The following is a 23,711-nucleotide window of genomic DNA, read 5'->3' as shown; positions in this document are numbered from 1 at the left end:
AGGTCTTGGCGGCACACGTCCGATTGTGTCGCATCTTACCCGCACAAGGCCGCCATGCGACGCTACCGTGACCAGATCCTCCATTCCGCGGGCGACCTGAACGCCTTCCTTGGCTGCGCGCACGCGGTGGTGCTCAATGCGCGGGCGCTGGACGATGCGGCGCTGCGCGCGCGGCGGGCGGTGGACGAGGGGAGCGTCAAGCTGACGCAGGACGCCGGCCACGCGCACGAGGCGGCGTATCGCGAGCGGCTCGATGGCGTGGTGACGATCGCTGAGACCGGCAGCCTGGAGGGCCGCGCCGCCGCGACCGCGGATGCAATGCGCGCGGGCGCGAGTGTGATCTACCAGGCGACGCTGCTCGATGCGCCCCAAAACCCCGTCTGGCACGGTTTTGCGGACTTCCTGCGGCGGGTGGAGACGCCGTCCGCGCTCGGCGGGTGGAGCTACGAGGCGGTCGATACCAAGCTCGCGCGCTCGGCCAAGCCCAGCCACGTCCTCCAGCTCGGGCTCTATTCCGACATGGTGGCGGAGGTGCAGGGCACGCGCCCCCACGCGATGCACGTGGTGCTGGGCGACGGGCGCGAGGAGACGTTCCGCGCGGTCGAGTTCCGCCACACGCTCGATGCCGCCAAGGCGCGTTACCTGTCGTTCGTCGCGGATGAGGCCGCCACGTCGGTGGCGGAGCCGTGCGCCGCCTGCACCCTGTGCGCGTGGCGCGACGTGTGCGCGGGCGCGTGGGAAGCGGCGGATCACCTCAGCCTCGTCGCCGGCCTCGGCGCGCCGCAGCGCGCGAAGCTGCGCGCGGCGGGGATCGACACCGTCGCCGCACTCGCCGCCACTGTGCCGGGGACGCGCGTCGCTAAGATGGCGCCGGCGACGTTCGAGCGGCTGCGCGACCAGGCGGCGATGCAGGTCGAGCGGCGTTTGACGGGGGAGCCGCGCGCCAAGACGCTGGAGGTGGTGGAGGGCAAGGGCTTCACCCGCCTGCCGCGGCCGCACCCGGCCGACCTGTTCTTCGACCTGGAGGGCGATCCGCTCGCCCCGGACGGGAGCCTCGAATATCTCTGGGGCGTCCACTATCGCGATGACGCCGGCAACGCGCAGTTCCACCACGCGCTGGCGCACGATCGTGCCGCCGAGCGTGCAGTGTTCGAGGAGATGGTGGACTGGTTCACCGCGCACCTTGCGGCGAACCCTGGCGCGAACATCTACCATTATGCCGCCTATGAGGTGACGGTGCTGCGCCGGCTGTCGACGCATTATGCGACACGCGAGGAGGCGGTCGACAACCTGCTCCGGGGCGAGAAGCTGGTCGACCTCTACGCCGTCACCCGCGCCGGCATCCGGACGAGCGAGCCCAAGCTCAGCCTCAAGGCGCTGGAGGTGTTCTTCGCCGCGAAGCGCGCGGAGGCAGTGGTGAGCGGCGACCAGTCGATCGTCGAATATCACCGCTGGCAGGAGACCGGCGAGCAGGCGATCCTGGACGACATCCTCGCCTACAACCGCGTCGATTGCGAGAATACCGAGGGGATGCGCGACTGGCTGCTGACGCTGCGGCCGGGCGACATCGACTGGTGGGTCAAGGAAGCGGAGCTTGCGCCGGAAAAAAGCGCGGAGCGCGACGCGGCCGAGGCGGCGCGCGAGGCGCTGCGCCAGGCGGTCCGCGCGAACGCGACACGGCTCTCCCCGCGCGGGCGCGAGCTGGTGGCGCATCTGATCGACTTTCACGCGCGCGCCGACAAGCCGGCGCAATGGGCGGTGTTCGACCGATGCGAGCGCGAGGAGGAGGAGCTAATCGACGACGTCGAGTGCATCGGCGCGATCCAGCCGTTCGGGACGCAGTGGCTGCGCGCCGACAAGCGCAGCTGGATCGCGCGCTACAGCTTTCCCGATCAGGAGACGAAGCTGCGCGAGGGCGTCACCGTGCTACATGCGCCGACGCGGATGCGGCTGGGCACGATTGTCGCGCTCGATCGCGCGCACGGCTCGGTCGAGGTGAAGCGCACGCTCAAGGGCGAGGAGGCGTTCCCCGAGGACGGCAGCATCATGCCCGGCTGGCCGCTTGATACGACACCGCTGGGGGCTGCGGTGGCGCGCGTCGCGGCCACCTTCGCGGCGGGGAAGGGCGACGCCTATCAGGCGGTTGCCGACCTGATCGAGCGCGCCGCCCCGCGCATGACTGGCTGGGCGGGCGGCGCGCTGGTGCGGGACGGCGAGACGCTGATCGCGGCCACGACCCGCGCCGCGCTTGCGCTCGACCGCTCCACCCTGTTCATCCAGGGGCCGCCCGGCACCGGCAAGACGCACACCAGCGCGCACGTGATCGTCGCGCTGCTGAAGGCGGGCAAGCGCGTCGGCGTCTCGTCGAACAGCCACAAGGCGATCAACAACCTGCTCGCTAAGGTGGAGGAAGTGGCGACCGACCAGGGCTTCGCTTTCGATGGCGCGAAGAAGGTGACCGCGAATGATCCCGAGACGTGCCTCAACGGCACGATCATCGAGGACGTGGCCGACAACAGTGTCATCGAGCTCGGGCTGCACCAGCTCGTCGGCGGCACCGCGTGGCTGTTCGCGCGCGAGGCGCTGGACCAGACGTTCGATTACCTGTTCGTGGACGAGGCGGGGCAGGTCTCGCTCGGGCACCTCGTCGCGATGGGCGCGGCGGCGCGCAACATCATCCTGGTCGGCGACCAGATGCAGCTCGGCCAGCCGATCCAGGGCGCACATCCGGGCGAGAGCGGGTTGTCGGTGCTCGATTATCTGCTGGAGGGAGCCGCGACGATCGCGGCGGACCGCGGCATCCTGCTGGACACCAGCTGGCGGATGCATCCCGCGATCGAAGGCTTCATCAGCGAGGCGGTTTATGACGGCCGGCTGCAGGCGCACCCCGATTGCGCGCGGCAGACGCTGCTGCTCGGGCCCGGCGCGCACCCGCTGCTGCGCCCGTATGGCCTCAGGATGATGGCGATGCACCACGATGGCCGCGCGCAGATGTGCCCGGAGGAGGCTGCGCTCACCGCCGAGCTGGTCGGCAGCCTGATCGGGCAGCGCTATATCGACCGGCAGGGGCAGGAGGGCGTGATCGGCCTCCCCAACATCCTCGTCGTCGCGCCCTACAATTTGCAGGTGAACGCGCTGAAGGCCGCGCTGCCCGACGGCGCGCGCGTCGGCACGGTGGACAAGTTCCAGGGGCAGGAAGCCGAGGTGGTGATCGTCAGCCTCGCGACCTCGACGCCGGACGACCTGCCGCGCCACGTCGATTTCTTCTATTCCAAGAACCGCCTCAATGTGGCGATCAGCCGCGCGCGGACGCTCGCGATCGTGCTGGCCAACCCGAAGCTGCTCGAACTGGACGCGAAATCGGTTGAGCACCTGCGGCTGGTGAATACGCTGGCGTGGTTGCGTGCCGAGGCGGGGGAGGGGATGTGAAGGAAGCGGAGTTCCGGGCGTGGTTGGAGGCGCGGCGGCGCCCCGGTGGTGAACCACTGACAGAGAAGGCGATCTACGGTCGATTGCGGCGCCTTGCTCGGCTCGAGCGGTCGCTGGTGGCGCTGGGCTTCGATAGCAACGATCTGGATGCGGTGATCGACGGCGGTCGCTACGCGAACCTGACCGCCGCCGTGAAAGCACTGTTCGCGCCTGACGCGCCGCGCCCTCCCGTATCGCTGGTGCCGCAGGCGCCCGATCCAGCGGGGCAGTTGCGCAACATCTACGCCGTGCTGCGGCAATACGGACAATACCGCGAAGCGGAGGGGAGCGCGGGGTCAGGTTGGCCAGAGCTCGAGCAGTTGCGCGCGGTTTTCCTTGATCGTGTGCCCGAATTCGAGCGGTTCGATCGAACCGACAACGAGTATGAGCGTGTCGAGCGGACCTACAAGGACGCGATGATCGCCCAGGTGCAGGCGATCGCCGCCTCGGATAATGGCGACGAAGCAGCTGGACGGCGTATCTTTCGCGCACTGATCCCCAACGAAGGTCCGCTGCTGCGCTGGCAGACGGACGACGATTTCGCGCGCAAGTTTCCCGCGCTCGCGCCGGCGTTCTACACTGCAATCGGCCGGCTCGCGCGTGATACAGGCTCGACGATCGACGCGATCATGGCGGCAGCGGATACGTTCGCGCAGCTGCGGACCCAGGGTGCGACGACGCTGACCATGGGCGAGATCGTGAGCGTCGCCTTCTCAGTCGCCGGCATGGCGCGGCCCTCTCAGGCGGTGCCATTCAAGATTTCCAAGGCGCAGGCGCTCGGCAAGCTGCTGACGGGCGATGCGATCTTCACCGGCTCGGTGCTGCAACGCGATCAGGTGGAACGCTGGCTAGACCTGCTGTGGCGGATCGAGGCGGTGATGCGCGACGAATGGCACTGGCACCCGCGCGACCTGATCGACGTGCAGGGTTTCGCCTGGGTGGCGCTGGACGAGAAGTGGAAGGTCGAGGAGGAGATGGATGAGCTGCTGGTGTTATACGACGCGGCTGGTGTGCACTATCGGCCATGGTTGCAGGGTGATCCGCCCAAGTTCGAGATAAAGCCTCGATCGGCTACCTCCAACAGAACCGAGGAGATGATCCATACAAGCGACGAGACAGAAGTCTGCCGCGCCTTGTTGATCGATGGGCTTGCCGTGCGGATCAGGCGCGACGGTGACAGTTGGCAGAACCTTATCACGTATCCCGGCCGAAAATTTGTCGGTTATGATTTGCGACCCGATATGGCTGCGGCTCTCGGTATTCCGGCGAAGAGCGGCTGGTCAAACAAGGAAGAGTGGTCGATGTCGCCCGCTGTCACGCCCGACCCCACCAACCTCATCCTCTACGGCCCACCCGGCACCGGCAAGACCTATGCCACCGCGGCGCACGCCGTGCGGTTGTGCGGCGAGGACGTGCCGGCTGATCGCACCGAGCTGATGGCCGCCTACAAGCGGTTGTCCGACGCAGAGCGGATCGAGTTCGTTACCTTCCACCAGTCGATGGCGTATGAGGAGTTTGTCGAAGGATTGAGGCCGTCGTCGGTCGATGAGGACGGACAGCCGCTCGCCGCAGGCTTCCGCCTCGCGCCGACGCCGGGCATCTTCCGCAAGATCGCACGGCGGGCGGAGCTGAGCACCGGTGCTGGCGTGGACCGGATCAGCCTGGACGGTCGCGGGGTCTTCAAAATGTCGCTGGGGGAAGCCGCGAACCCGGATGACGCCTATCTGTTCGAGGATGCGATTCGCGACGGCTATATCGTGCTCGGCTTCAACGACATCGATTGGTCAGACTCCAGGTTCGACAACCGCGATGAGATCATGGCGGCTTGCCAGCATGCTGATCCAGAAGCCGCGCTGAACGCAAACAGCGCAGTTGTGCAGATGCCGCACATCTTTCGTAACTGGATGAAGAAGGGCGACTGGGTCGTCGTATCCAAGGGAACAAGGCTGTTCCGGGCGATCGGTGTCATCACCGGGGATTACCGTTTCGCCCCGCGCGAAGGCGGTGACTATGGGCATCAGCGCGATGTCACTTGGTTGTGGAACGATCCGGATGGTGTTCCGGTCGAGGAAATCTACTCGCGCAATTTCAGCATGCGCACGACTTACGAACTGACCAACGCTGCTCTCAACATCCCCGCGCTCGAACGCTACGCCAATAGCCAGCAGGAGGCAGGCAGCGGTGCGCCCGAGCCCTTCGTCCTCGTCATCGACGAGATCAACCGCGCGAACATCTCGAGGGTGTTTGGCGAGCTCATCACGTTGCTGGAAGCGGACAAGCGGATCGGTGCGGCCAATGAGCTGCGTGTGGCGCTGCCCTACTCGAACATCAGAGACTTCGGCGTGCCCGCGAACCTCCACATCGTCGGCACGATGAACACCGCCGACCGATCGATCGCGCTCATCGACAAGGCCTTACGGCGGCGGTTCACCTTCAGGGAAATGATGCCCGATTACACCGTTGAGGGCATGGACGCGGAGGTCGCGGGCGCGGGGGTGACGCTGGCGCAGGTGCTGCGGGCGATCAACGACCGGATCGAGTATCTGCTCGATCGTGAGCATCAGATCGGTCACGGCTGGCTGCTCGGGCGCACCACGAGGGCGAAGCTCGACACCACGATGCGCGACAAGATTATCCCGCTGATCGCCGAATATTTTTTCGAAGATTGGGGGCGCACCGCCGACGTGCTGGGCGGGCGCGAGGACAATCCGTTCCTGCACGCGACCACGCTGAAGCCGCCGCCCGGGATGAAGGATGAGGAACCGCGCGTGCGCTGGTCGGTGCGCGACACGTTCGCGCCTGATGCCTACACACGCCTGATCGCGGGCTGACCCCCGCGTGGCGCACCACCAGCTGTTCGAATGGGAACGACGGCGCTTCGACGCGGCCGATGCCGTGCCGGTCGGCGAGGCGGAGCGGCTAGTGCGCGCCTCGGCCGCGGCAGCGAAGCGCGTCGGCGGCACGGCGTTCGATTTCGGGCGCGAGGCGCTGACGGCGCAGAACCTGGTCGGCATGATAGCAGCGGGGAATGCGTCGTGCGAGATCCTGCCCAAAGTCGATCGCGACGCACCCGGCGACGCGCCCGCGCTGCGCCACCAGCTCGTCCGCATGCTCGGCGTCGCGCACGACCTGCCGATCGCCGACGATGCGGCCACCACGCTCGACACGCAGCGGCACACGTTGCTCGAGGTGCTGATCGGCCGCTTCGCGCGGGAGGCGGGGGAGGCAGTGCGGCGCGGGGTGCCGCGGGCGTATGTGGCGCACGAGGATGATCTGCCCGCGCTGCGCGGCCGGCTCGATTTGGCGCGCCAGTTCACGACGCTTGCCGCCACGCCCAACCGGCTGGCGTGTCGTTACGACGAGTTTTCCGACGACATCGCACTCAATCAGGTGATGAAGGCCGCGATCGTGCGGCTGCGTAGGCTGGCGCGCGCGCACGCCAACCTACGCGCCTTGGCCGAGCTGGCGCTGGTCTATGCCGACGTCGCGGACGTGCCCGCGGCGCTGCTGCGTTGGGACCGGATCGTGCCCGACCGCACCAATGCGCGCTGGCAGGGTCTGCTGCGGCTCGCCAAGCTTATCCTGGGCGATCGCTTCCAGAACAGCGCGAGCGGCGCGGCGGACGGCTTTGCCCTACTGTTCGACATGAACGCGCTGTTCGAACGATATGTCGAGAAGCTTCTGGCACCGATCGCGGGCGCGGCGGGGCTGCGGCTGGTGGGGCAGGGGGGCGCACGATCGTGCCTGCACCCGGAGAGCGGCGAAAGCGCGCTGTTCGCAACCTATCCCGACCTGCAGCTGGTCGCCGGCGGCGCGACGCGACTGGTGATCGACACCAAGTGGAAGAAGCTCGCCGACGCGGCCATCGACCGCAAGATGGGGGTGAGCCAGGCCGATCTCTACCAGATGATGGCCTATTCCCAGCTCTACAGCTGCGATCGGCTGGTGCTGCTCTATCCGCACCATGCGGGGCTGACGGGGCCGCTGCCGGCGCATCACCGTGTTGCGGAGGCGGGCGGGCCGGTGCGGCTGACGATCGCGAGCGTTAATGTGACGAGCCGTGCGGCGGCGCGAGCGGATTTGTCAGCGGTGGCGGGGTTGATAAACGCCTAAAGCGACCGCACGTGCGGCGCGAGCGTCTCCACGGTAGCCGATAGTCCGCGCGCTTCCATGTTGCGGAGGAACACCTCCGCGGTGAGCGGCGGCCGGCGAAGCCGCTGGCGCATCCCGCTGATCGCAGGCACCGCGCGGCCCAGGTCGAGCGCGATCGTGTCGGCGATGAAGTCGTCCGCGCTTCGCGCTTCGAGACCCAGAGGATCAAGCACCGCCGCCGGAAAATGGCGAAGGTTTTCGGTGACGATCGTCTGTGCCTGCGTCTTCAATGCCGCGGCGAGCACGTGATGGTCGCCCTCGTCTGGCAGGCCGGATGCGTTCGAACGCAGGTGGTCAAAGCTGGTGACGAGGGCATCGGGAAAAGCGTCCTCCATTACGGCACGCGCCCGTGTGCCACGATCGGCCGCGTCGGTCATGCCGCGATCCTCGGCAAGCCGCACAATCGCGCGTTCTGTTTCGCCAAGGATTTCCGCCGACCAGCGGACACGGAAAAACTCCGCCTCTGCAAGCGTCAGCAGCAGGTCACGTCGCAGGCTGTCGACCAGCGAGCAGGCATCGATCAGCGCGGTGTAGCGATTGGCGAACATCTACAGGAAATCGGCATCATCCGCGATCAGCTGATCCAGTGCCTTCGCCCGCTTCGCGTCGCGCGCAGCCTTATAGGCGAAGACCTCACGCGCCTTGATGCGGCGGTGCCGGCCGGTCAGCGTGAAGCTCAGTTCGCCCTTCTCCAGCAGCCCGATCAGATAGGGACGCGAGACATTGAGCAGGTCGGCGGCCTGCTGCGTCGTCAATTCCTCATGAATGGGCACAAGCGTCACCGCGTGACCGCTGCCGATGTGACGCAGGAGTTCGAGCAACAGGTCCGACATCCCGGGCGTCAGCGTGATTTCGACCGGCTTCGCCACGCCCGGATCAATCACCTTGAGGGTCGCGTCGCCGACGGCGTGCTGCGCAACCAGGCTGCGCAGCTGATTGGCCACACGACGGTCATCGGGCGTGGGCATCCGGTCGCCGAACGGCTTGGCGCTCGCGGGCAGGGTCATGGGGGCGTCCTCCGGGTGCGGTTCAGTTTTAGCTGATATCCGAAATAAACGCAACGAGTGAACGGTTCCCTACCGTTCACCCTGTGCAGCCGCTCACACCGGAAATTCGCGGTTCACATCCCCACCGGCGGGTAATGCGGCATCGGCCAGTCGTGCCCGGGCGCGTCCATCATCAGGTCGATGAAGATCGGCAGCAGGCAGCCGAGCACCGCGGCGCCGTCGCGCACCTGGTTGCGATTGACGTCGCTGTTCCACGTCGCGCCGCCGTGGACCAGTTGGTTGCGCAGCACGTAGAGCCGGTCGAACAGGATCGACAGGATCGTCGCGGTATCCTGCTGGCGCAGCGCGTAGCCGATGCGGGTGCGGCTCTTCTCCAGCCGCTCGCGCCAGTCGTCATTGCCCGGCACGCCGTTGTGGTGCGCCCAGAACGGCGAGAAGATATAGGGATTGTCGAGCAGCATGCGGATCTCGTGGGGGAATCGCTGCCACACCATGTTGTAGATGCGCTTGGTCTCGTCGAACCCCAGCAGCGTCTCGAAGAACCCGCGAAAGGCATCGCGTTCGCCCGACACCTCGCGCGTGACATCGCCGGCATAGGCCGCGTTGAAGCCGATCCACAGCAGGATGAAGCGCACGTCGCCATCTGCCGGCTCGTCCTCCGCGCGGCCGAGCCATGACAGCGCGCGGTGGACGCGCAACGTGAGCGGCATCGGGAAGCCGTCGCGCAACGACCGCTGCTTGTCCTTGAGGTCGACGTAAAGGAGGTTGGTCATGCGGGCTCCGCTGGCGTGTCCGGCGCGAGGATCACCTGTTGCGACTGGCATCGCAAGCCTCCACATTGAATGGCCGCACTTTCCGCCCCGATCGCGCCGATTCGGACATAATATCGATACTTTACGCGCGTTCGACTGTCCGCCATGCTGCGACAACCGCGGTCGTAGGGGGTGCGATGGCGGTGTTGCTTCGGGGGAGGCGCTCGCGTGACGGATCGCATGGCGAAGATGAGCCGGATGCTCGCGCTCGTCTACCTGCTCGCCGACAGCAGCGAGGGGCTGACGCTAGACGAGATGGCGCGCGAACTCGGCGTCAATCGCCGGACGGCGGAGCGGATGCGCGACGTGATTGCGGTGAACTTCGATCTCGATGAGCGGCAGGACGATCGCCACAAGCGCTTCCGCATCACTGGCTCGCTGCGCAGCGTCTACACCCGTCCGAATGCGGCGGAGGTTGCCGCGCTGCAGGCGGAGGTGGACGCGCGCACGCTGGAGAAAGCGCCGCGCGCCGCGGTGCTGGCGAGCCTGCTCCACAAGGTGAAAGGCGCACTGGACGATCGCGAGAAGCGCCGGCTCGACCCCGATCTCGACGCGCTCGCCCGGCTGCAGCGCACCCGCGTGCCCGCCGGGCCGATGGTGGAGACCGACCCGGCCGCGCTGGCGCAAGTGCAGCAGGCGATCCTGACTGGGCAGTGCCTCGAGTTCGACTATCTCGGCGAGGGTGCGACCGAGCCCGCGTGGCGGCGGATCGCGGTCTACGGCCTGATCCACGGCCCGGTCACCTACATCGTCGGGAAAATGCCAACGCACGACAGGCCCGCCGTGCCGTTCCGGCTCGACCGGATGACGAACGTGCGCGCGAGCAACCTGCCCGGCTGCCCGCCCGACGACTGGGACGTGGACGCATGGGCGGCGCAGAGCTTCGGCATCTGGCGCGAGGACGACCACGACGTCGTGCTGCGCGTGGCGGCGGGGGCAGTCGCGCGCGCGAGGGCGTGGCGCTTCCACCCGGCGCAGGTGGTGGAGGCGGACGGCGACGAACTGGTGGTGCGCTTTCGCTCGGGCGGGCTGCGCGAGATCGCGGAGCACCTGTTCACCTGGGGCGGCGAGGTGGCGATCGAGGCGCCCGAGGCACTGCGGGTGGTGATGCGCGAGCGGTTAGCGGCGGGCGCGGGCGCGGTGCGACCGGGTTTGTCGTGAGCGTGCTGGCAAATCAATTCCGATGAGCGGAAAAGGCCATTATTCCGGCGGAGGAACCATCATCGGGCCTAGGGCGCGATGGTCGGATCATGCCGAATTTCCACAGGGTGAGCAGCCGCCAAAGGATAAATCGAAGCAGAAACCGAAGCAGGTTAGGCCAGGCGGAAAGGCCACACCTAACCATGGCAAGCGGCCGCTTACCGAAGAGGCGCAGCGACGTCTTCAGCTGCAGCGAATACTCGTTGCGCAGAAAGGTGCTCAGCTTGCCAAGCTCCAACGTGAACTCGAGAGCGAACGAGACCAGCTGCGCGATCTGTTAGTTCGGTATGGACTGCCAACGCACGAGCTGGATGACACACCGTGATTACCGAGACTGCGAACCCCCGCGCGCGAAACTGTTACTGGAGAGTATTCCAGCCGTGAACGTCTTCGACCTCGATGCCGAGCTGATCGGCCGCTACGAAAGTTTCGCGCGATCTTTCACCGACATTCGCAGCACCGATCTGAAAGACCAGATCGACGCGATTTACGACAGCGACGTGTTCTGGCCCGAGCCGCTGATCGGCCTCAATCCGCGTTATTGTTCGGGCGGTTCGGTCGCGTTGCTCGGGGGCGATCCGGCGCTCGCCGACGTGTTCTCGCTCGGCACGCCGCGGACGCCGATCACCCTGCATCGCCACCAGGAGCAGGCGTTTCACAAGGCCAAGCAGGCAAAAAACTACATCGTCACCACCGGGACCGGCTCGGGCAAGTCGCTGTGCTTCTTCGTGCCGATCATCGACCGGGTGCTCGCCGCGCGGCGAGCGGGCGAGGCACGGCGGACACGCGCGATCATCATCTATCCGATGAACGCGCTCGCGAACTCGCAGCTGGAGGAGCTGGAGAAGTTCATCGGCGAGAGCGGGCTCCCCGATCATCTCAGGCCGACGTTCGCCCGCTACACCGGTCAGGAGGGCGACAGCGAACGCCGCCGCGTCGCGGACAGTCCGCCGGACATCATCCTGACGAACTTCATGATGCTCGAGCTGCTGATGACCCGGCAGGACCCGCTCGACCGTCAGGTGATCGCCAACATGGGCGGGCTCGAGTTCCTCGTGCTCGACGAACTGCACACCTATCGTGGGCGGCAGGGCGCCGATGTCGCCATGCTGGTGCGGCGTGTGCGCGAGCGGATGGGGTCGGCGCAGATGCTGTGCATCGGCACCTCGGCGACCATGTCGTCCGGCGAGGTCGATGGTGGGCGCGAGACAGTGGCGCGGGTCGGCACCACCCTGTTCGGCAGCGACGTGTCGCCCGACGACGTGATCACCGAAACGCTCGCCCGCGCAACCGTAGGCGCCGCAGACGGCGCGCCGTTCCTTGCCGCGCTGAAGGCGGCGGTGAACGAACCCGCGGCGCACGGTAACTGGACGACCGACCCGCTCGCGGCGTGGATCGAGCTCAACATCGGGCTGGATGCCGGCGAGACGCTGAAGCGCGCGCGTCCGGTCACGATCAGCGAGGCAGCGGGGAAGCTCGCCGCGGCAACGGGGCTCGACGCCGGGGTGTGTGGCGATGCGCTGCGCCAGCGCCTGATCGCCATGAGCGATGCCGCGGGGGGCGACAGCGCGTTCATGGCGTTCAAGCTGCACCGCTTCCTCGCCGGCGCCGGCCACGCGCATGCGACGCTGGAGCCCGCGGGCGTGCGCCGGGTGCAGCTCGCCGCCGAGCAGTTCGACCGCGAGAAGCCGGATGCGCGGCTCTACCCGTTGTTCTTCTGCCGTCAGTGCGGGCAGGAGGTGCACAGCGTCTCGGTCGAGCGGACGGGGCAGGTGCTCGCGCGGTCGATCGACCAGACCGCCAAGGACGAGGCCGATCACGACGGCACGCGGCATGGCTTCCTGGTGCCCGATGCCGCGGGCGACCTCGCCTTCGCGGGCGATATCGACAGCTACCCCGACGATTGGATCGAGGAGGGCAAGAATGGTCGCCGCCTGAAATCCTCGCATCGCGGCAAGCACGAAGGCGAGCGGCTGGTGCTCGGCATCGGGGGGCAGCGGGCGGAGAACGGCGTGACCGCTTGGTTCTTCGCGGGCCGCTTCCGCTTCTGTCCGCATTGTGGCTACCAGCCGGCTGGGCAGGCGCGCGACATCAACAAATTGGCGAGCCTGTCGGCCGAGGGGCGCAGTTCGGCGACGACGCTGATCACCACCGCGGCGCTCGACTGGATGGAGCAGGCGAACAGCCCGGAGGATCGCTACCGGCGCAAGCTGCTGGGATTCACCGACAACCGTCAGGATGCCGCGCTGCAATCCGGCCACTTCAACGATTTCGTGTTCGTCACGCTGCTGCGCGCCGCCATGCTGCGTTCGGTGCGACAGGCGGGCGCGGAGGGGTTGTCGCACGAGCAGTTCGGCGATGCGCTGCGCCGCGCGCTGGGGTTCGATCCCGAGAACGTGACACGGCGCGAGGAGTGGATGGCGAACCCCGAGCCGAAGGGTTTTGCCGCGCTCGACGAGGCGAAGCGCACGATCAATCAGGTGCTCGCGCATCGGCTGTGGAACGACTTGCGGCGCGGCTGGCGCTTCACCAACCCCAACCTCGACCAGCTGGCGTTGATCGACGTGCGCTATCCCGGTGTGCCGATGCTCGCCGCCGACGAGACGGAGTGTCAGCGTGACCCGCATCTCGCCGCGGCCGCGCCGGAGAAGCGGGCCGAGCTGTTCCGCTGCCTATTCGACACAATGCGGCAGGGGCTGGCGATCCAGGTCGACGCGCTCGATCGCACCGCGCTGGAGCAGGTGGCGCAGCGTTCGCGCGAGCACGTCAAGGCGCCGTGGTCGATCGCGCGCGAGGAGGAACAACGCGATCTCGCGCGGCAAGGCCAGCTCGTGATCGGCAAACCCGACGGCAGGGTCGATCCCGGCACGATCAAGGCGTCGGCGCAGAGCGGCCTCGGTCGTTCGCTCAGCAAGCTGCTCGGCGGCGTGCCCGCGAAGGAGCGCGAGCCGCTGATCCAGGCGATGCTGGACGCGGCGGCGACGCACGATCTGGTGCGCAGCTTCGGCGCGGGCGGCTGGCGGCTGGCGCCGGTTGCGATCCGGCTGCACCCGGGCGACGGAAAGGCGCAGAAGGGCCAGGACAACCGCTTCTTTGCCGAGCTCTACGCCGGTGTCGCCGAGCGGCTGGGCGAGAGCGGACGGCTGCCGTTCGCGTTCGAGGGTCGCGAGCATACCGCGCAGGTCGAGGTGAAGACGCGGCAATGGCGCGAGGATCGCTTCCGCTATCAGGAGAACGATAAGAAGCGGATCCAGGAGCAGCGTAGCGACATGATATCGCGCGGCGAGCGCACCGACTTCCTGCCGCTGATGTTCTGTTCGCCAACCATGGAGCTGGGGGTCGACATCTCGCAGCTCAATCTCGTGTTCCTGCGTAATGCCCCGCCGACGCCGGCCAATTACGCGCAACGCGCTGGGCGCGCCGGGCGGAGCGGACAGGCGGCGCTGGTCGTCACCTATTGCGCCGCGCAGAGCCCGCACGATCAATATTACTTTCAGCGAAGGACGGATCTGGTCGCGGGCATCGTGAAAGCGCCGGCGATCGATCTGGTGAACGCGGATCTGCTCGCGAGCCATGTGCGGGCGGAATGGCTGGCGAGTGTCGCCGAGCCGATCGGCACCGCGATCCCCGACAACCTGCAGATGGATGTGGACGATCACCCGGTCGCCGAGCGCTTGCAGCCAGCGCTGGCGGCGGCAACCGCCGATGCCGCGGCGCGTGCGCGGGCGATTGCGGTCGTTCAGTCGGCGCTCCCCGCCGATCCGCCGGAGGAACTCGCCGACGCAACCGCATTCGTGGACGCGCGATGGTCCGGGGCCGCAAGCGCGTTCACCGGCGCGTTCGAACGCTGGCGGACGCTCTACCAGTCCGCCGTGACCGAGCGGCAGGCGGCAAACGCGATCGCGCAGCGCACGGGCTTGTCGGCGAAGGAACGCGCCGAGGCGCGCAGCCGCTATCTCGCGGCCGACCGGCAGGTGCAGTTGCTGGAGACCGGGACGAGTTCCTCGGGGTCGGACTTCTACACCTATCGCTATCTCGCCACGGAGGGCTTTCTGCCGGGCTACAACTTCCCGCGGCTGCCGCTCTACGCCTTCATTGATCAGGACAAAGCGTCCGCGGTGCTCCAGAGGCCGCGCTTTCTCGCCATCGCGGAGTTCGGGCCCAACGCGCTCGTCTATCACGAGGGCAAGGCATATCGCTGCCACCGCGCCAAGCTGCCGTCGGGGTCACTCGACGAGCAGCAGCGGCTGGCAACGCAGACCTTCACCTGCTGTCAGTCGTGCGGCGCGGCGCACGAGGAAGCGACGCAGGAATTGTGCGCGGTGTGCGGCGATCCGCTCAGCAGCGAGGGGCGCATCGCCGATCTTTTTCGCGTCGAGAACGTGGATGCGCAGCCCGGCGCGCGGATCACCGCCAACGACGAGGATCGGCAGCGGCGTGGTTTCGAGATCCGCACGGTTTTCCGCTGGCGCGAAAGAAGGGAAGGGGAACAGCGCCTGTCGCTCACCGCCGACGACATGCCGTTGCTGGAGGCACGCTACGGCCCGCAGACGCGGCTGTCGCGCGTCAACCTCGGGCTGCGCCGGCGCAAGCACACGAAGGTGTTCGGGTTCGACATCGACACGGTGACGGGTCGCTGGGTCAAGAACGAGGTGCAGGGCGACGACGAGGGCGCCGATCCGGTCAAGGGATCGCGCAGCCAGCGCATCGTGCCGATGGTGGAGGACACCAAGAACGCGCTGCTGGTGCGAATCTCCGACGACCTCGGCCTTTCCGATGAGCAGATGGCGACGCTGCAGCACGCGCTCGTCCGCGCGATTGAGGCGGAGCATGTGCTGGAAGCGGGCGAGCTGCTGGGCGAGCCGCTGCCCACCCGCGACGATCGCCGCGCGCTGCTGCTCTACGAAGCGTCGGAGGGCGGGGCTGGCGTGCTCAAGCGGCTCATGGAGGATGCGGGGCGCTGGCGACGGCTCGCCGAGGTGGCATTCGAGCTGATGCACCTGCATCGCGACGGCGGCGCACTGGTGGACGACCCGGCTGCCGAGCCGTGTGTGGCGGGCTGCTATCGCTGTCTGCTGTCCTACTACAACCAGCCCGATCATCTGCTGATCGACCGGCGCGACGACGGCGTTCGCGTGGTGCTCGATCGCATGACCCGCTGCGGTGCCGGTGCGGCGACGCAAAGCGGCGACGAGCCCTGGCTGGCGGCGCTTGCGGCGTGGAAGGTGTCCGCTCCAGTGGCCGAGACGATCGACGGCACGGGCTATCCGCTGTGCTGGCCCGACATGATGGTAATGGTGGTGACCGCGCCGCCACCGCCGTCGCTGGTGGCGCGCTGCCGCGACATGGGTCGTGACCTGATCGTGCTGCCCGCAGCGCCGCCGCCGACGATCCCGCAACCGCTCGCCGACGCGCTCGGAGTTCCCGCATGACACCTGCCCAGCTTCAGACCGGCGATCTGGTAACCGCGCGCGGGCGCGAGTGGATCGTGCTCGGCAAGCCGGGCGAGGGGCTGGTGCGCGTGCGTCCGCTGTCGGGATCGGAGGAGGACGCGATCACCTTCGCTCCGACGCTGGAGGCGGTCCCCATGACGACCGCCTCGTTCACGCTGCCGACCGCGGAGCAGCGCGACACGCAGGATGCCGCACGGCTGCTCGCCGACGGCCTGCGCCTGTCGCTGCGACGGGGTGCAGGGCCGTTCCGCAGTGCCGCGCATCTGGGGGTCGAGCCGCGCGCCTATCAGCTGGTGCCGCTGCTGATGGCGCTGAGGCAGGACGTGAAGCGGCTGCTGATCGCGGATGACGTGGGAATCGGCAAGACGATCGAGGCGGGAATGATCCTGCGCGAGATGATGGATCGCGGCGAGGTTGATCGATTCACCGTGCTGTGCCCGCCGCACCTGGTGGAGCAGTGGGTGGAGGAGCTGGCCACCAAGTTTGATATCGACGCGGTCGCGGTCACCTCCGCACGCGCGCGATCGCTGGAGCGCGGGCTGGCGCTGTCGGAAAGCATCTTTACCGCTTACCTCGCCACCGTCGTCAGCCTAGATTACATCAAGGCCGAGGGGCGCCGCGCCGAGTTCGCACGCGCCTGCCCGTCGTTCGTGATCGTCGACGAGGCGCATAGCTGCGTTGGCGGTGGTGAAGGCGGCACGCAGCAACGCTACGCGCTGCTGCGCGAGCTGGCGGACGATCCCGCGCGCCACCTGCTGCTGCTGACCGCGACCCCGCACAGCGGCGACCAGGATGCGTATCAGCGGCTGCTCGGGCTGCTCGATCCGTCGCTCGCCGCACCGGACAGCGGCGAGCCGTGGCGCCGGCGGCTAGCGCGCCACTTCGTCCAGCGGCGCCGGCCCGATATCCAGGACGGCTGGGGCGAGGCGCGGGCGTTCGCCAGAGCGCAGACCAAGGAGCTGCCGTTCGAGCTCACCGGCGCGCACCAGGCGTTTCAGGAAGACGTGCTCGACTATTGCGTCGGTGTTGCCACACGCGCCGACGGCGAGCGCGCGCGGCGGCTGGCGTTCTGGGGCACGCTGGCGCTGATGCGCTGCGTGGGATCTTCGCCCGCCGCGGCGGCGAGCGCGCTGCGCAACCGGCTGGGCGGCGTGGCGGAGGAGGCGGCGCTCGAACCGATCCTGATGGACGAGGATGAGGGCACGTTCAGCGATACCGATGTCGAGCCCGCCACCGCGCTCGATACCGAGGAGCGGGACGCGCTGGAGGCGCTGATCGCTGCGGCTGACGCCCTTGCCGCACAACCGGACGAGGACCCCAAGCTGCGCGCGCTGATCCGCGAGGTGAAGGCGCTGATCGCCAAGGACGCGCGGCCGGTGGTGTTCTGTCGCTTCATTTCCACCGCGGAGGCGGTCGGGGCGGCGCTGCAATCCGAGTTCAGGAAGCACGATGTCGAGGTCGTCACCGGCCGCTTGACGCCGGAAGAACGGCGCGCGCGCGTCGAGGCGATGGGGGACAGCCCGCAACGCATCCTGGTTGCCACCGATTGCCTGTCCGAAGGCATTAACCTGCAGATGCTGTTCGACGCGGTAATCCATTACGACCTCAACTGGAACCCCACCCGCCACCAGCAGCGCGAGGGGCGGGTCGACCGCTTCGGCCAGCAATCCGAGACGGTGTGGTCGGTGATGATGTTCGGTGAGAATTCGATGATCGACGGCGCGGTGATCGACGTCATCACCGAAAAGGCGAAGCGCATCCGCGAGGCGACAGGCGTCACCGTGCCGGTGCCCGAGGACAGCGCCAGCGTCACCACTGCGCTGATGCAGGCGATGCTGCTGCGGTCGAACAGCCCGCGCGCGCAGGGCGCGTTCGATTTCGGCGGGGCGGCGCCCGCCGCCGAAACGGCGTGGCGCGACGCCGAGGAGATGGTGAAGAAGAGCCGCGCGATCTTTGCGCAGAACGCGCTCAAGCCCGACGAGGTGCTACCCGAGTGGCGGCGCATGCGCGCGCTGAACGGCGGTGCGGAGGAGGTGGAGCGGTTCACGCGGCGCGCGCTGAGCCGCGTCACGCAGGGCGGCATCGCGCCGGAGGGACAGCACTGGCGGGTCAACTACGGTGTCCTGCCGCAGCGGCTGCGCGAGCGGCTGGAGGCGCGCGGGCTGACCGGCACGCGCGCGATCAGCTTCGCCGACCTGCCGCCGCCCGACGTGGCGCATGTCGGGCGCGTCCACCCGTTGGTCGCGATGCTGGCGGAGACGATGGCGGAGGGCGCGCTCGACCCCGGCGGTGTGGACGGCGATGCGCCGCTCGGCCGGGCGGGGGCGTGGCGGACGCGCGGCGTGCCCAAGCTGACGACGGTGCTGCTGCTGCGGCTGCGCTTCACCCTGGTGACGAGCGGGCGGCGCAAGTTGCTGGCGGAGGAGGCCACCGCGCTGGCATTCGATGTGGATGGCGAGGTCGCGAGCGGCGCCGACGCGCTCGCGCTGCTGGAGGCGGACGCATCGGGCAACCTCGACCCCGCGGTCATCGCGCGGCAGGTGGAGGGCGCGCGCGGGCGCGTCGAGGGATACCAGCCCGTGATCGCCGCCTACGCGGAAGACCGCGCGCGTGTGCTGCGCGAGGATCACGACCGGGTGAAGTCCGCCACCCGCGGCGAAGGCGCGACAACGGAGGTGGCGCCGGTGCTGCCGGCCGACGTGATCGGGCTCTACGTGCTCGTGCCGGAGGCGAACTGATGGCCCGTGCCTTTCGCAAGGCAGCCGAACTCGGGCTGGAAGCGGTCACCATCGAAGGCGGGCTGATCGCGCCCGAGCAGGTTGCCGCCATCGCCGCCGCGCCCCGCGATGCGAAGCTGGCGGCGAGCTACGACGTGCCCAAGGGGCTGACGCTCGCCGACGAGATCTCGCGATACTTCCGTATCGGGCAGGGCATCTGGCGCGATTATGCGCGGATCGACGCACCGACGACGACGCAGACCGCAGCGTTCGTGCGCGCGCTGCTCGCCAAGGCGTTCGGGTTCGACGACCTGACCGGTCCGGCCGATCATCACGAGGGCACGCGGCGGTATCGCATCGCGCCGCCATCATGGGAGGGCACGCGCTTCACCGGCTTCACCCGCGCGCTGCCCGAGTTCGGGGATGGAGCAGAGGGCCGCGCACGGCGTAGCCCGGTCGTGCTGTTGCAGGACTGGCTGAACGCCAATCCCGGCTTCTACTGGGGCCTGGCCTTTGCGGGCGATCGCGTGCGGCTGATGCGCGACAATGCCAGCCTGACGCGCGCGGCGTGGATCGAGGCGGACCTGGGCGCGATGTTCCGCGACGAGATGTTCGCGGACTTCACCGCGTGGTGGCTGCTGACGCACGCCAGCCGCTTCGGGCCCGCGGGCGCGCCGCCGTCGAACGCCGCGCTGGAGCAGGCGCGCGAGGCGGGGCTGAAACAGGGCACCGCCGCGCGCGAGCGGCTGCGCGAGGGGGTCGAGACCGCGCTGGCGGAGCTGGGCCAGGGGCTGGTCGACGCGAATCCCGCGATCCGCGACCAGCTCGCCACCGACCCCGCTGCCACGATGCGGCTGTTCGAGGAGCTGCTGCGCACCGTCTATCGCCTGATCTTCCTCGCGGTCGCGGAGGAGCGCGACCTGCTCCATCCCCGCAACACCGGTCAGGGGCCGCGTGCGCTCTACGAGGCGGGCTATTCCTTCGCCTTCTGGCGCGAGCGGTCGGCGCGCCGCGCCGCCTACGACGCGCACCACGACGCGTGGGAGGGGATGAAGGTGACGCTCGCCGCGCTGGAGCAGGGGCAGGCGCTGCTTGGCCTGCCCGCGCTCGGCGGGCTGTTCGCGCGCGGGGGCACGCCGGTGATGGCGGCGGCGCGCATCCCCAATCGGCGTTTCCTGCGCGCGATCTGGAGCCTTGGGTTCATCGAGGTGAACTCGGTCCGCTCCCGCATCAACTGGCGCGATATGCGGACGGAGGAGCTGGGCAGCGTTTACGAGAGCCTGCTCGAGATCCGACCGTTCCTCGCGCCCGACGGCACGTTCAGCCTGGACGCGGGCGCCAAGGGCAACGCGCGCAAGACCAGCGGCAGCTACTACACCCCCGACAGCCTGGTGGAGACGCTGCTCGACTCAGCGCTCGATCCGGTGCTGGAACATGCGGTGGCGAACGCGCCGCCAGTCGCGGAGGACTCGAACCCCGTTCGGGCTGAGCCTGTCGAAGCCCCGTCCTTGTCCCCGGGATCGGACGAAGAACGGCACTTCGACAAGCTTAGTGCGAACGGGATCGGGGATGCTAACAAGCGCGGTGCGAACGGAAAGGGGGAACACCCCGCCGCCGCCGCGATCCTGAACCTTCGCGTGATCGATCCCGCGTGCGGATCGGGGCACTTCCTGCTCGGCGCCGCGCGGCGGATGGCGGGGCGGGTCGCGGCGCTACGCAATCCCGACGCGCCCGACGAGCAGGCGGGCTTACGCGACGTCGTCGGCCGCTGCATCCACGGGGTCGATCGCAACCCGATGGCGGTGGAGCTCGCCAAGGTCGCGCTGTGGATCGAGAGCGTTTCCCCCGGGCAACCGCTGGGCTTCCTCGACGCCAACATCCGCTGCGGCGACGCGCTGCTGGGCGTGTTCAGCCTCGACGCGCTGGAGGAGGGCGTGCCCGACGCCGCCTACAAGCCGCTGACCGGCGACAGCAAGGCGGCGGCCAAATACTATTCTCAGCAGAACAGGAGCGCGAAGAAGGGCCAGGGCCAGTTCAACTGGGCCGAGGGCACGGGCGCGATGCCGCCGCGGCGGCTGGCGGCGACGCTGACGAGCGTGCGCCGGATGCCCGAGGACACCGTCGGGCAGGTGGAGAAGAAACGCGCGGCGTTCGAGGACTGGCAGCGCGGTCTGGGCGCCTACACCACCCGCGTCGCGTGCGACCTGTATGTCGCGGCGTTCCTGCTGCCCAAGACCGAGGTGCCGCTGAACGGCGGGCGCAACATGGTGCCGACGACCGCGAATGTGCGCGCGAAGCTGGGCGGCGGGCAGGTCTATGGCCCACTGGAAGGTGCCGCGGTCGACGCGGCGGCGGCGGCGCGCGCGCTCCACTGGCCGCTGGCGTTTCCCGATGTCATGGTCGAGCGCGGCGGGTTCGACGTGGTGCTGGGCAACCCGCCTTGGGAGGTCGTGCAGCTCGGCGAGGAGGAGTATTTCGAGGCACGCGCGCCCGACATCGCGGCGCTGAAGGGCGCCACCCGCAAGCGCGCGATCGCCGCACTGGAGGCCGAGCGGCCCGAGCTGTTCGCCGAGTTCGCGCGCGACAAGCGCCAGTTCGAGGCGATGAACGACTTCGCGCGCGCCAGCGGCCGCTTCGACCTGACCGCGCGCGGCAAGGTGAACACCTACGGCCTGTTCGCCGAGCATTTCCTCAACCTGACGCGCGAGGGCGGACGCGCGGGGGTGATCGTGCCGACCGGCATCGCCACCGACGCGACCACCGCGCCGTTCTTCGGGGCTCTGGTGAGCGAGCGGCGGCTGGCGCGGCTGTTCGATTTCGAGAACAGCCAGCCGCTGTTCCCCGGCGTCCACCGCAGCTTCAAGTTCAGCCTGCTGACGATCGGCAGCAACGTGCGCGAGGCCGAGTTCGCCTTCTTCCTCACCGATCCCGCGCAGCTGGAGGACAGGCGTCGCCGCTTCACCCTGTCGCCGGGCGAGATCGCGCGGATCAACCCCAATACGAAGACCGCCCCCGTCTTCCGCGCGCAGGAGGACGCCCGCCTGACCGCCGCGATCTACGACCGCGTGCCGGTGCTGATCGACGAGGCGAAAGGGGACGCGGGCAATCCGTGGGGCGTCGAGTTCCGGCAGGGTCTGTTCAACATGACGAGCGACAGCGCGCTGTTCCGCACCGCCACGCAGCTCGCCGCCGATGGCTGGGTGCGGGAGGGCAGCGATTGGGTGCGCGCCGACGCGGCACAGCCGCGCGCGCCGGGGCTGGCGCTGACCGGCGGCCGCGACGCGCACCACCTCGATCTCTCGACCGGCAGCAACGCGCCGGCCGAGGCGCGCTACGTCCCGCTCTACGAAGCCAAGATGAGCAGCTTCTATGATCACCGCGCAGCATCATACGCGTCGAGGGGAGATGATCGCGGCTACCGCGTGCTTCCGGAAACCTCCAACGAGGATCATTCCGACCCGACGTTCGAACCTGAGCCTTTCTATTGGGTCAGCTACGGAGAAGTCGCCGATCGACTGCAAGCAAAGCAGTGGGAAAGAAGATGGTTGTTCGGATGGAAGGACATTACTGCCACTACGAACGAACGCACACTCTTGCCGGTCGCCCACCCGATTGGAGGCGTTGGTCATAAAACCCTGTTGATCTTCTCTGATGAGGCGCCATCGCGGTTAGCTGCGCTGCTTGCTCAAATGAGCAGTTTGCCCATGGACTGGGTAACGAGACAGAAGTTGAACGGAGTCTCGCTTTCCTACTTTGTTTTCAAGCAGCTCCCCATCCTCCCCCCCACCGCCTACACCGAAGCCGACCTTGCCTTCATCGTCCCGCGGGTGCTGGAGCTGAGCTATACCAGCCACGCGATGGCCCCCTTCGCGCGCGACCTGGGGTATGACGGCGCGCCCTTCGCCTGGGATGAGGCGCGCCGCGCGCTGCTGCGTGCCGAGCTCGATGCCTGGTATGCGCTCGCCTACGGCCTCTCCCGCGACGAGTTGCGCTACGTGCTCGATCCCAAGGACGTGATGGGCGCCGACTACCCGTCCGAAACCTTCCGCGTCCTCCAGAAGAACGAGATCGCCCGCTACGGCGAATACCGCACCCGCCGCCTCGTCCTCGCCGCTTACGACGCGCAGGTGGCGGCCGGCGCCCGCCCGCGGGTGGAGGGCTATCGGTGAGCGCCGCGGCAGACTGGCGCGCGGCGACGCGGATCGCCGCGCCGCGCTACGATGCGGCGGCGCTCACAGCCTGGTTCGCGCGGGTCGACCCGACCCCGCTGATCCGCCGCGGCCTGCCGATGATCCCCGCGCCGGCGTGGGATCGCGGTGCGTTGTCGACGCTGTTCGGGCTCGATAACGCCAATCATTGCTTCCACGTCGCGCCGCACACGTGGGCGAAGTTTCACGAGCCGCAGATCACCGGCGGCTTCGTGCATTTCCTCAACGCGGGCGATCATAAACAGCGGCTCGCTCGCGCCATCGCCTTCGTGAAGGCGGCGGCCACCTGCGCCGGCAAGTGCCCGGTCGACATCGATAAGTTCAGCGCGACATCTGCACGCTGCGTGTCCGAGGAGAACCGCACCGACATCCTTGTCGAGCTTCACCGCGGTGAGCAGCGGATCGGCGCCTCCGTAGAGGCGAAGTTCGGTCATGCGCTCACGACGGGACAGTTGCGCAAAGCGCTGCTGCACGCGCGCAAGTCTGGGTGGGCAATGGATCGTTCGGTGCTGCTGGTCGTCGCGCCGCGGCCGCCAGGCACCGGTGGCCTGCTAGGCAAGAACAAGTCGTGGCGGGGCACATCCTGGCTGGCGTTGATGGACGAGCTTGAGCGATCAATGCGCGACATGGGTTGCGATGATGACGAATTCCGCCGCTTCCGCCGCACCGTTTGGCACCGCGCCTATTAGGAGAT

11 protein-coding genes are annotated in these 23,711 nt (G+C 68.2%); 8 read left to right on the top strand and 3 right to left on the bottom strand.

The features are described 5' to 3' along the window. The first annotated feature begins 54 nt into the window (after positions 1 to 54). Genes HBH26_RS17355 through HBH26_RS17345 form a run of 3 tightly spaced genes read left to right on the top strand, consistent with a single transcriptional unit; the run spans position 55 to position 7,581 of the window. On the top strand, positions 55 to 3,429 hold the full coding sequence (locus tag HBH26_RS17355) for a TM0106 family RecB-like putative nuclease (RefSeq protein WP_168135906.1): 3,375 nt from the start codon (positions 55 to 57) through the stop codon (positions 3,427 to 3,429). Further along, entirely contained in the window at positions 3,426 to 6,299 is a 2,874-nt protein-coding gene (locus tag HBH26_RS21260; protein ID WP_209308657.1) for an AAA family ATPase, read from the top strand. Before HBH26_RS17355 ends, HBH26_RS21260 begins: the two co-directional genes overlap by 4 nt. A 7-nt stretch (positions 6,300 to 6,306) precedes the next feature. Then, entirely contained in the window at positions 6,307 to 7,581 is a 1,275-nt protein-coding gene (locus HBH26_RS17345) for a 5-methylcytosine restriction system specificity protein McrC (RefSeq protein ID WP_168135905.1), read from the top strand. On the opposite strand, the gene HBH26_RS17340 is transcribed toward HBH26_RS17345, so the two are convergent. The 3 genes from HBH26_RS17340 to HBH26_RS17330 form a co-directional block, all read right to left on the bottom strand. Continuing rightward, positions 7,578 to 8,168: a PIN domain-containing protein gene (locus tag HBH26_RS17340; RefSeq protein WP_168135904.1), complete on the bottom strand. Its 591-nt coding sequence runs from the start codon at positions 8,166 to 8,168 to the stop codon at positions 7,578 to 7,580. The two genes, HBH26_RS17345 and HBH26_RS17340, sit on opposite strands and share 4 nt — an antisense overlap. Next, a complete protein-coding gene (locus HBH26_RS17335; RefSeq protein WP_168135903.1) occupies positions 8,169 to 8,627 on the bottom strand; it encodes an excisionase family DNA-binding protein in 459 nt (152 codons plus the stop codon). Between the two features lie 113 nt (positions 8,628 to 8,740). Next, positions 8,741 to 9,400 (bottom strand): HEPN domain-containing protein, encoded by a 660-nt coding sequence (locus HBH26_RS17330; protein WP_239024898.1) that lies wholly within the window; start codon positions 9,398 to 9,400, stop codon positions 8,741 to 8,743. A gap of 207 nt (positions 9,401 to 9,607) precedes the next feature. Between HBH26_RS17330 and HBH26_RS17325 the strand changes: the two genes are divergently transcribed. The 5 genes from HBH26_RS17325 to HBH26_RS17305 all read left to right on the top strand — a co-directional run bounded on the left by HBH26_RS17325 (position 9,608) and on the right by HBH26_RS17305 (position 23,706). Continuing rightward, the gene (locus HBH26_RS17325; RefSeq protein ID WP_168135902.1) at positions 9,608 to 10,600 is read left to right on the top strand and encodes a WCX domain-containing protein; all 993 of its coding nucleotides are present in this window, start codon (positions 9,608 to 9,610) and stop codon (positions 10,598 to 10,600) included. A gap of 419 nt (positions 10,601 to 11,019) precedes the next feature. Then, positions 11,020 to 16,071, top strand: coding sequence for a DEAD/DEAH box helicase (locus HBH26_RS17320; protein WP_168135901.1), 5,052 nt, complete (start codon positions 11,020 to 11,022; stop codon positions 16,069 to 16,071). Beyond that, a complete protein-coding gene (locus HBH26_RS17315) occupies positions 16,068 to 18,830 on the top strand; it encodes a DEAD/DEAH box helicase (protein ID WP_168135900.1) in 2,763 nt (920 codons plus the stop codon). Before HBH26_RS17320 ends, HBH26_RS17315 begins: the two co-directional genes overlap by 4 nt. Further along, the gene (locus HBH26_RS20500; RefSeq protein ID WP_209308655.1) at positions 18,830 to 22,978 is read left to right on the top strand and encodes an Eco57I restriction-modification methylase domain-containing protein; all 4,149 of its coding nucleotides are present in this window, start codon (positions 18,830 to 18,832) and stop codon (positions 22,976 to 22,978) included. Before HBH26_RS17315 ends, HBH26_RS20500 begins: the two co-directional genes overlap by 1 nt. Continuing rightward, the gene (locus HBH26_RS17305; protein ID WP_168135899.1) at positions 22,975 to 23,706 is read left to right on the top strand and encodes a hypothetical protein; all 732 of its coding nucleotides are present in this window, start codon (positions 22,975 to 22,977) and stop codon (positions 23,704 to 23,706) included. The genes HBH26_RS20500 and HBH26_RS17305 overlap by 4 nt, the downstream gene beginning before the upstream one ends. The last annotated feature ends 5 nt before the right edge of the window (positions 23,707 to 23,711 follow it).

It is taken from the genome of Sphingomonas corticis (assembly GCF_012035195.1).
Lineage (GTDB): Bacteria > Pseudomonadota > Alphaproteobacteria > Sphingomonadales > Sphingomonadaceae > Sphingomonas > Sphingomonas corticis.
This window is presented reverse-complemented; position numbering and strand designations above follow the sequence as displayed.

What these genes read in the sequence shown, in the direction of transcription:
- HBH26_RS17355 (WP_168135906.1), top strand. Translation starts at nt 55, where the DNA reads ATGCGACGCTACCGTGACCAGATCCTCCATTCCGCGGGCGACCTGAAC.
- HBH26_RS17330 (WP_239024898.1), bottom strand. Translation starts at nt 9,400, where the DNA reads ATGACCAACCTCCTTTACGTCGACCTCAAGGACAAGCAGCGGTCGTTG.
- HBH26_RS17340 (WP_168135904.1), bottom strand. Translation starts at nt 8,168, where the DNA reads ATGTTCGCCAATCGCTACACCGCGCTGATCGATGCCTGCTCGCTGGTC.
- HBH26_RS17315 (WP_168135900.1), top strand. Translation starts at nt 16,068, where the DNA reads ATGACACCTGCCCAGCTTCAGACCGGCGATCTGGTAACCGCGCGCGGG.
- HBH26_RS20500 (WP_209308655.1), top strand. Translation starts at nt 18,830, where the DNA reads ATGGCCCGTGCCTTTCGCAAGGCAGCCGAACTCGGGCTGGAAGCGGTC.
- HBH26_RS17335 (WP_168135903.1), bottom strand. Translation starts at nt 8,627, where the DNA reads ATGACCCTGCCCGCGAGCGCCAAGCCGTTCGGCGACCGGATGCCCACG.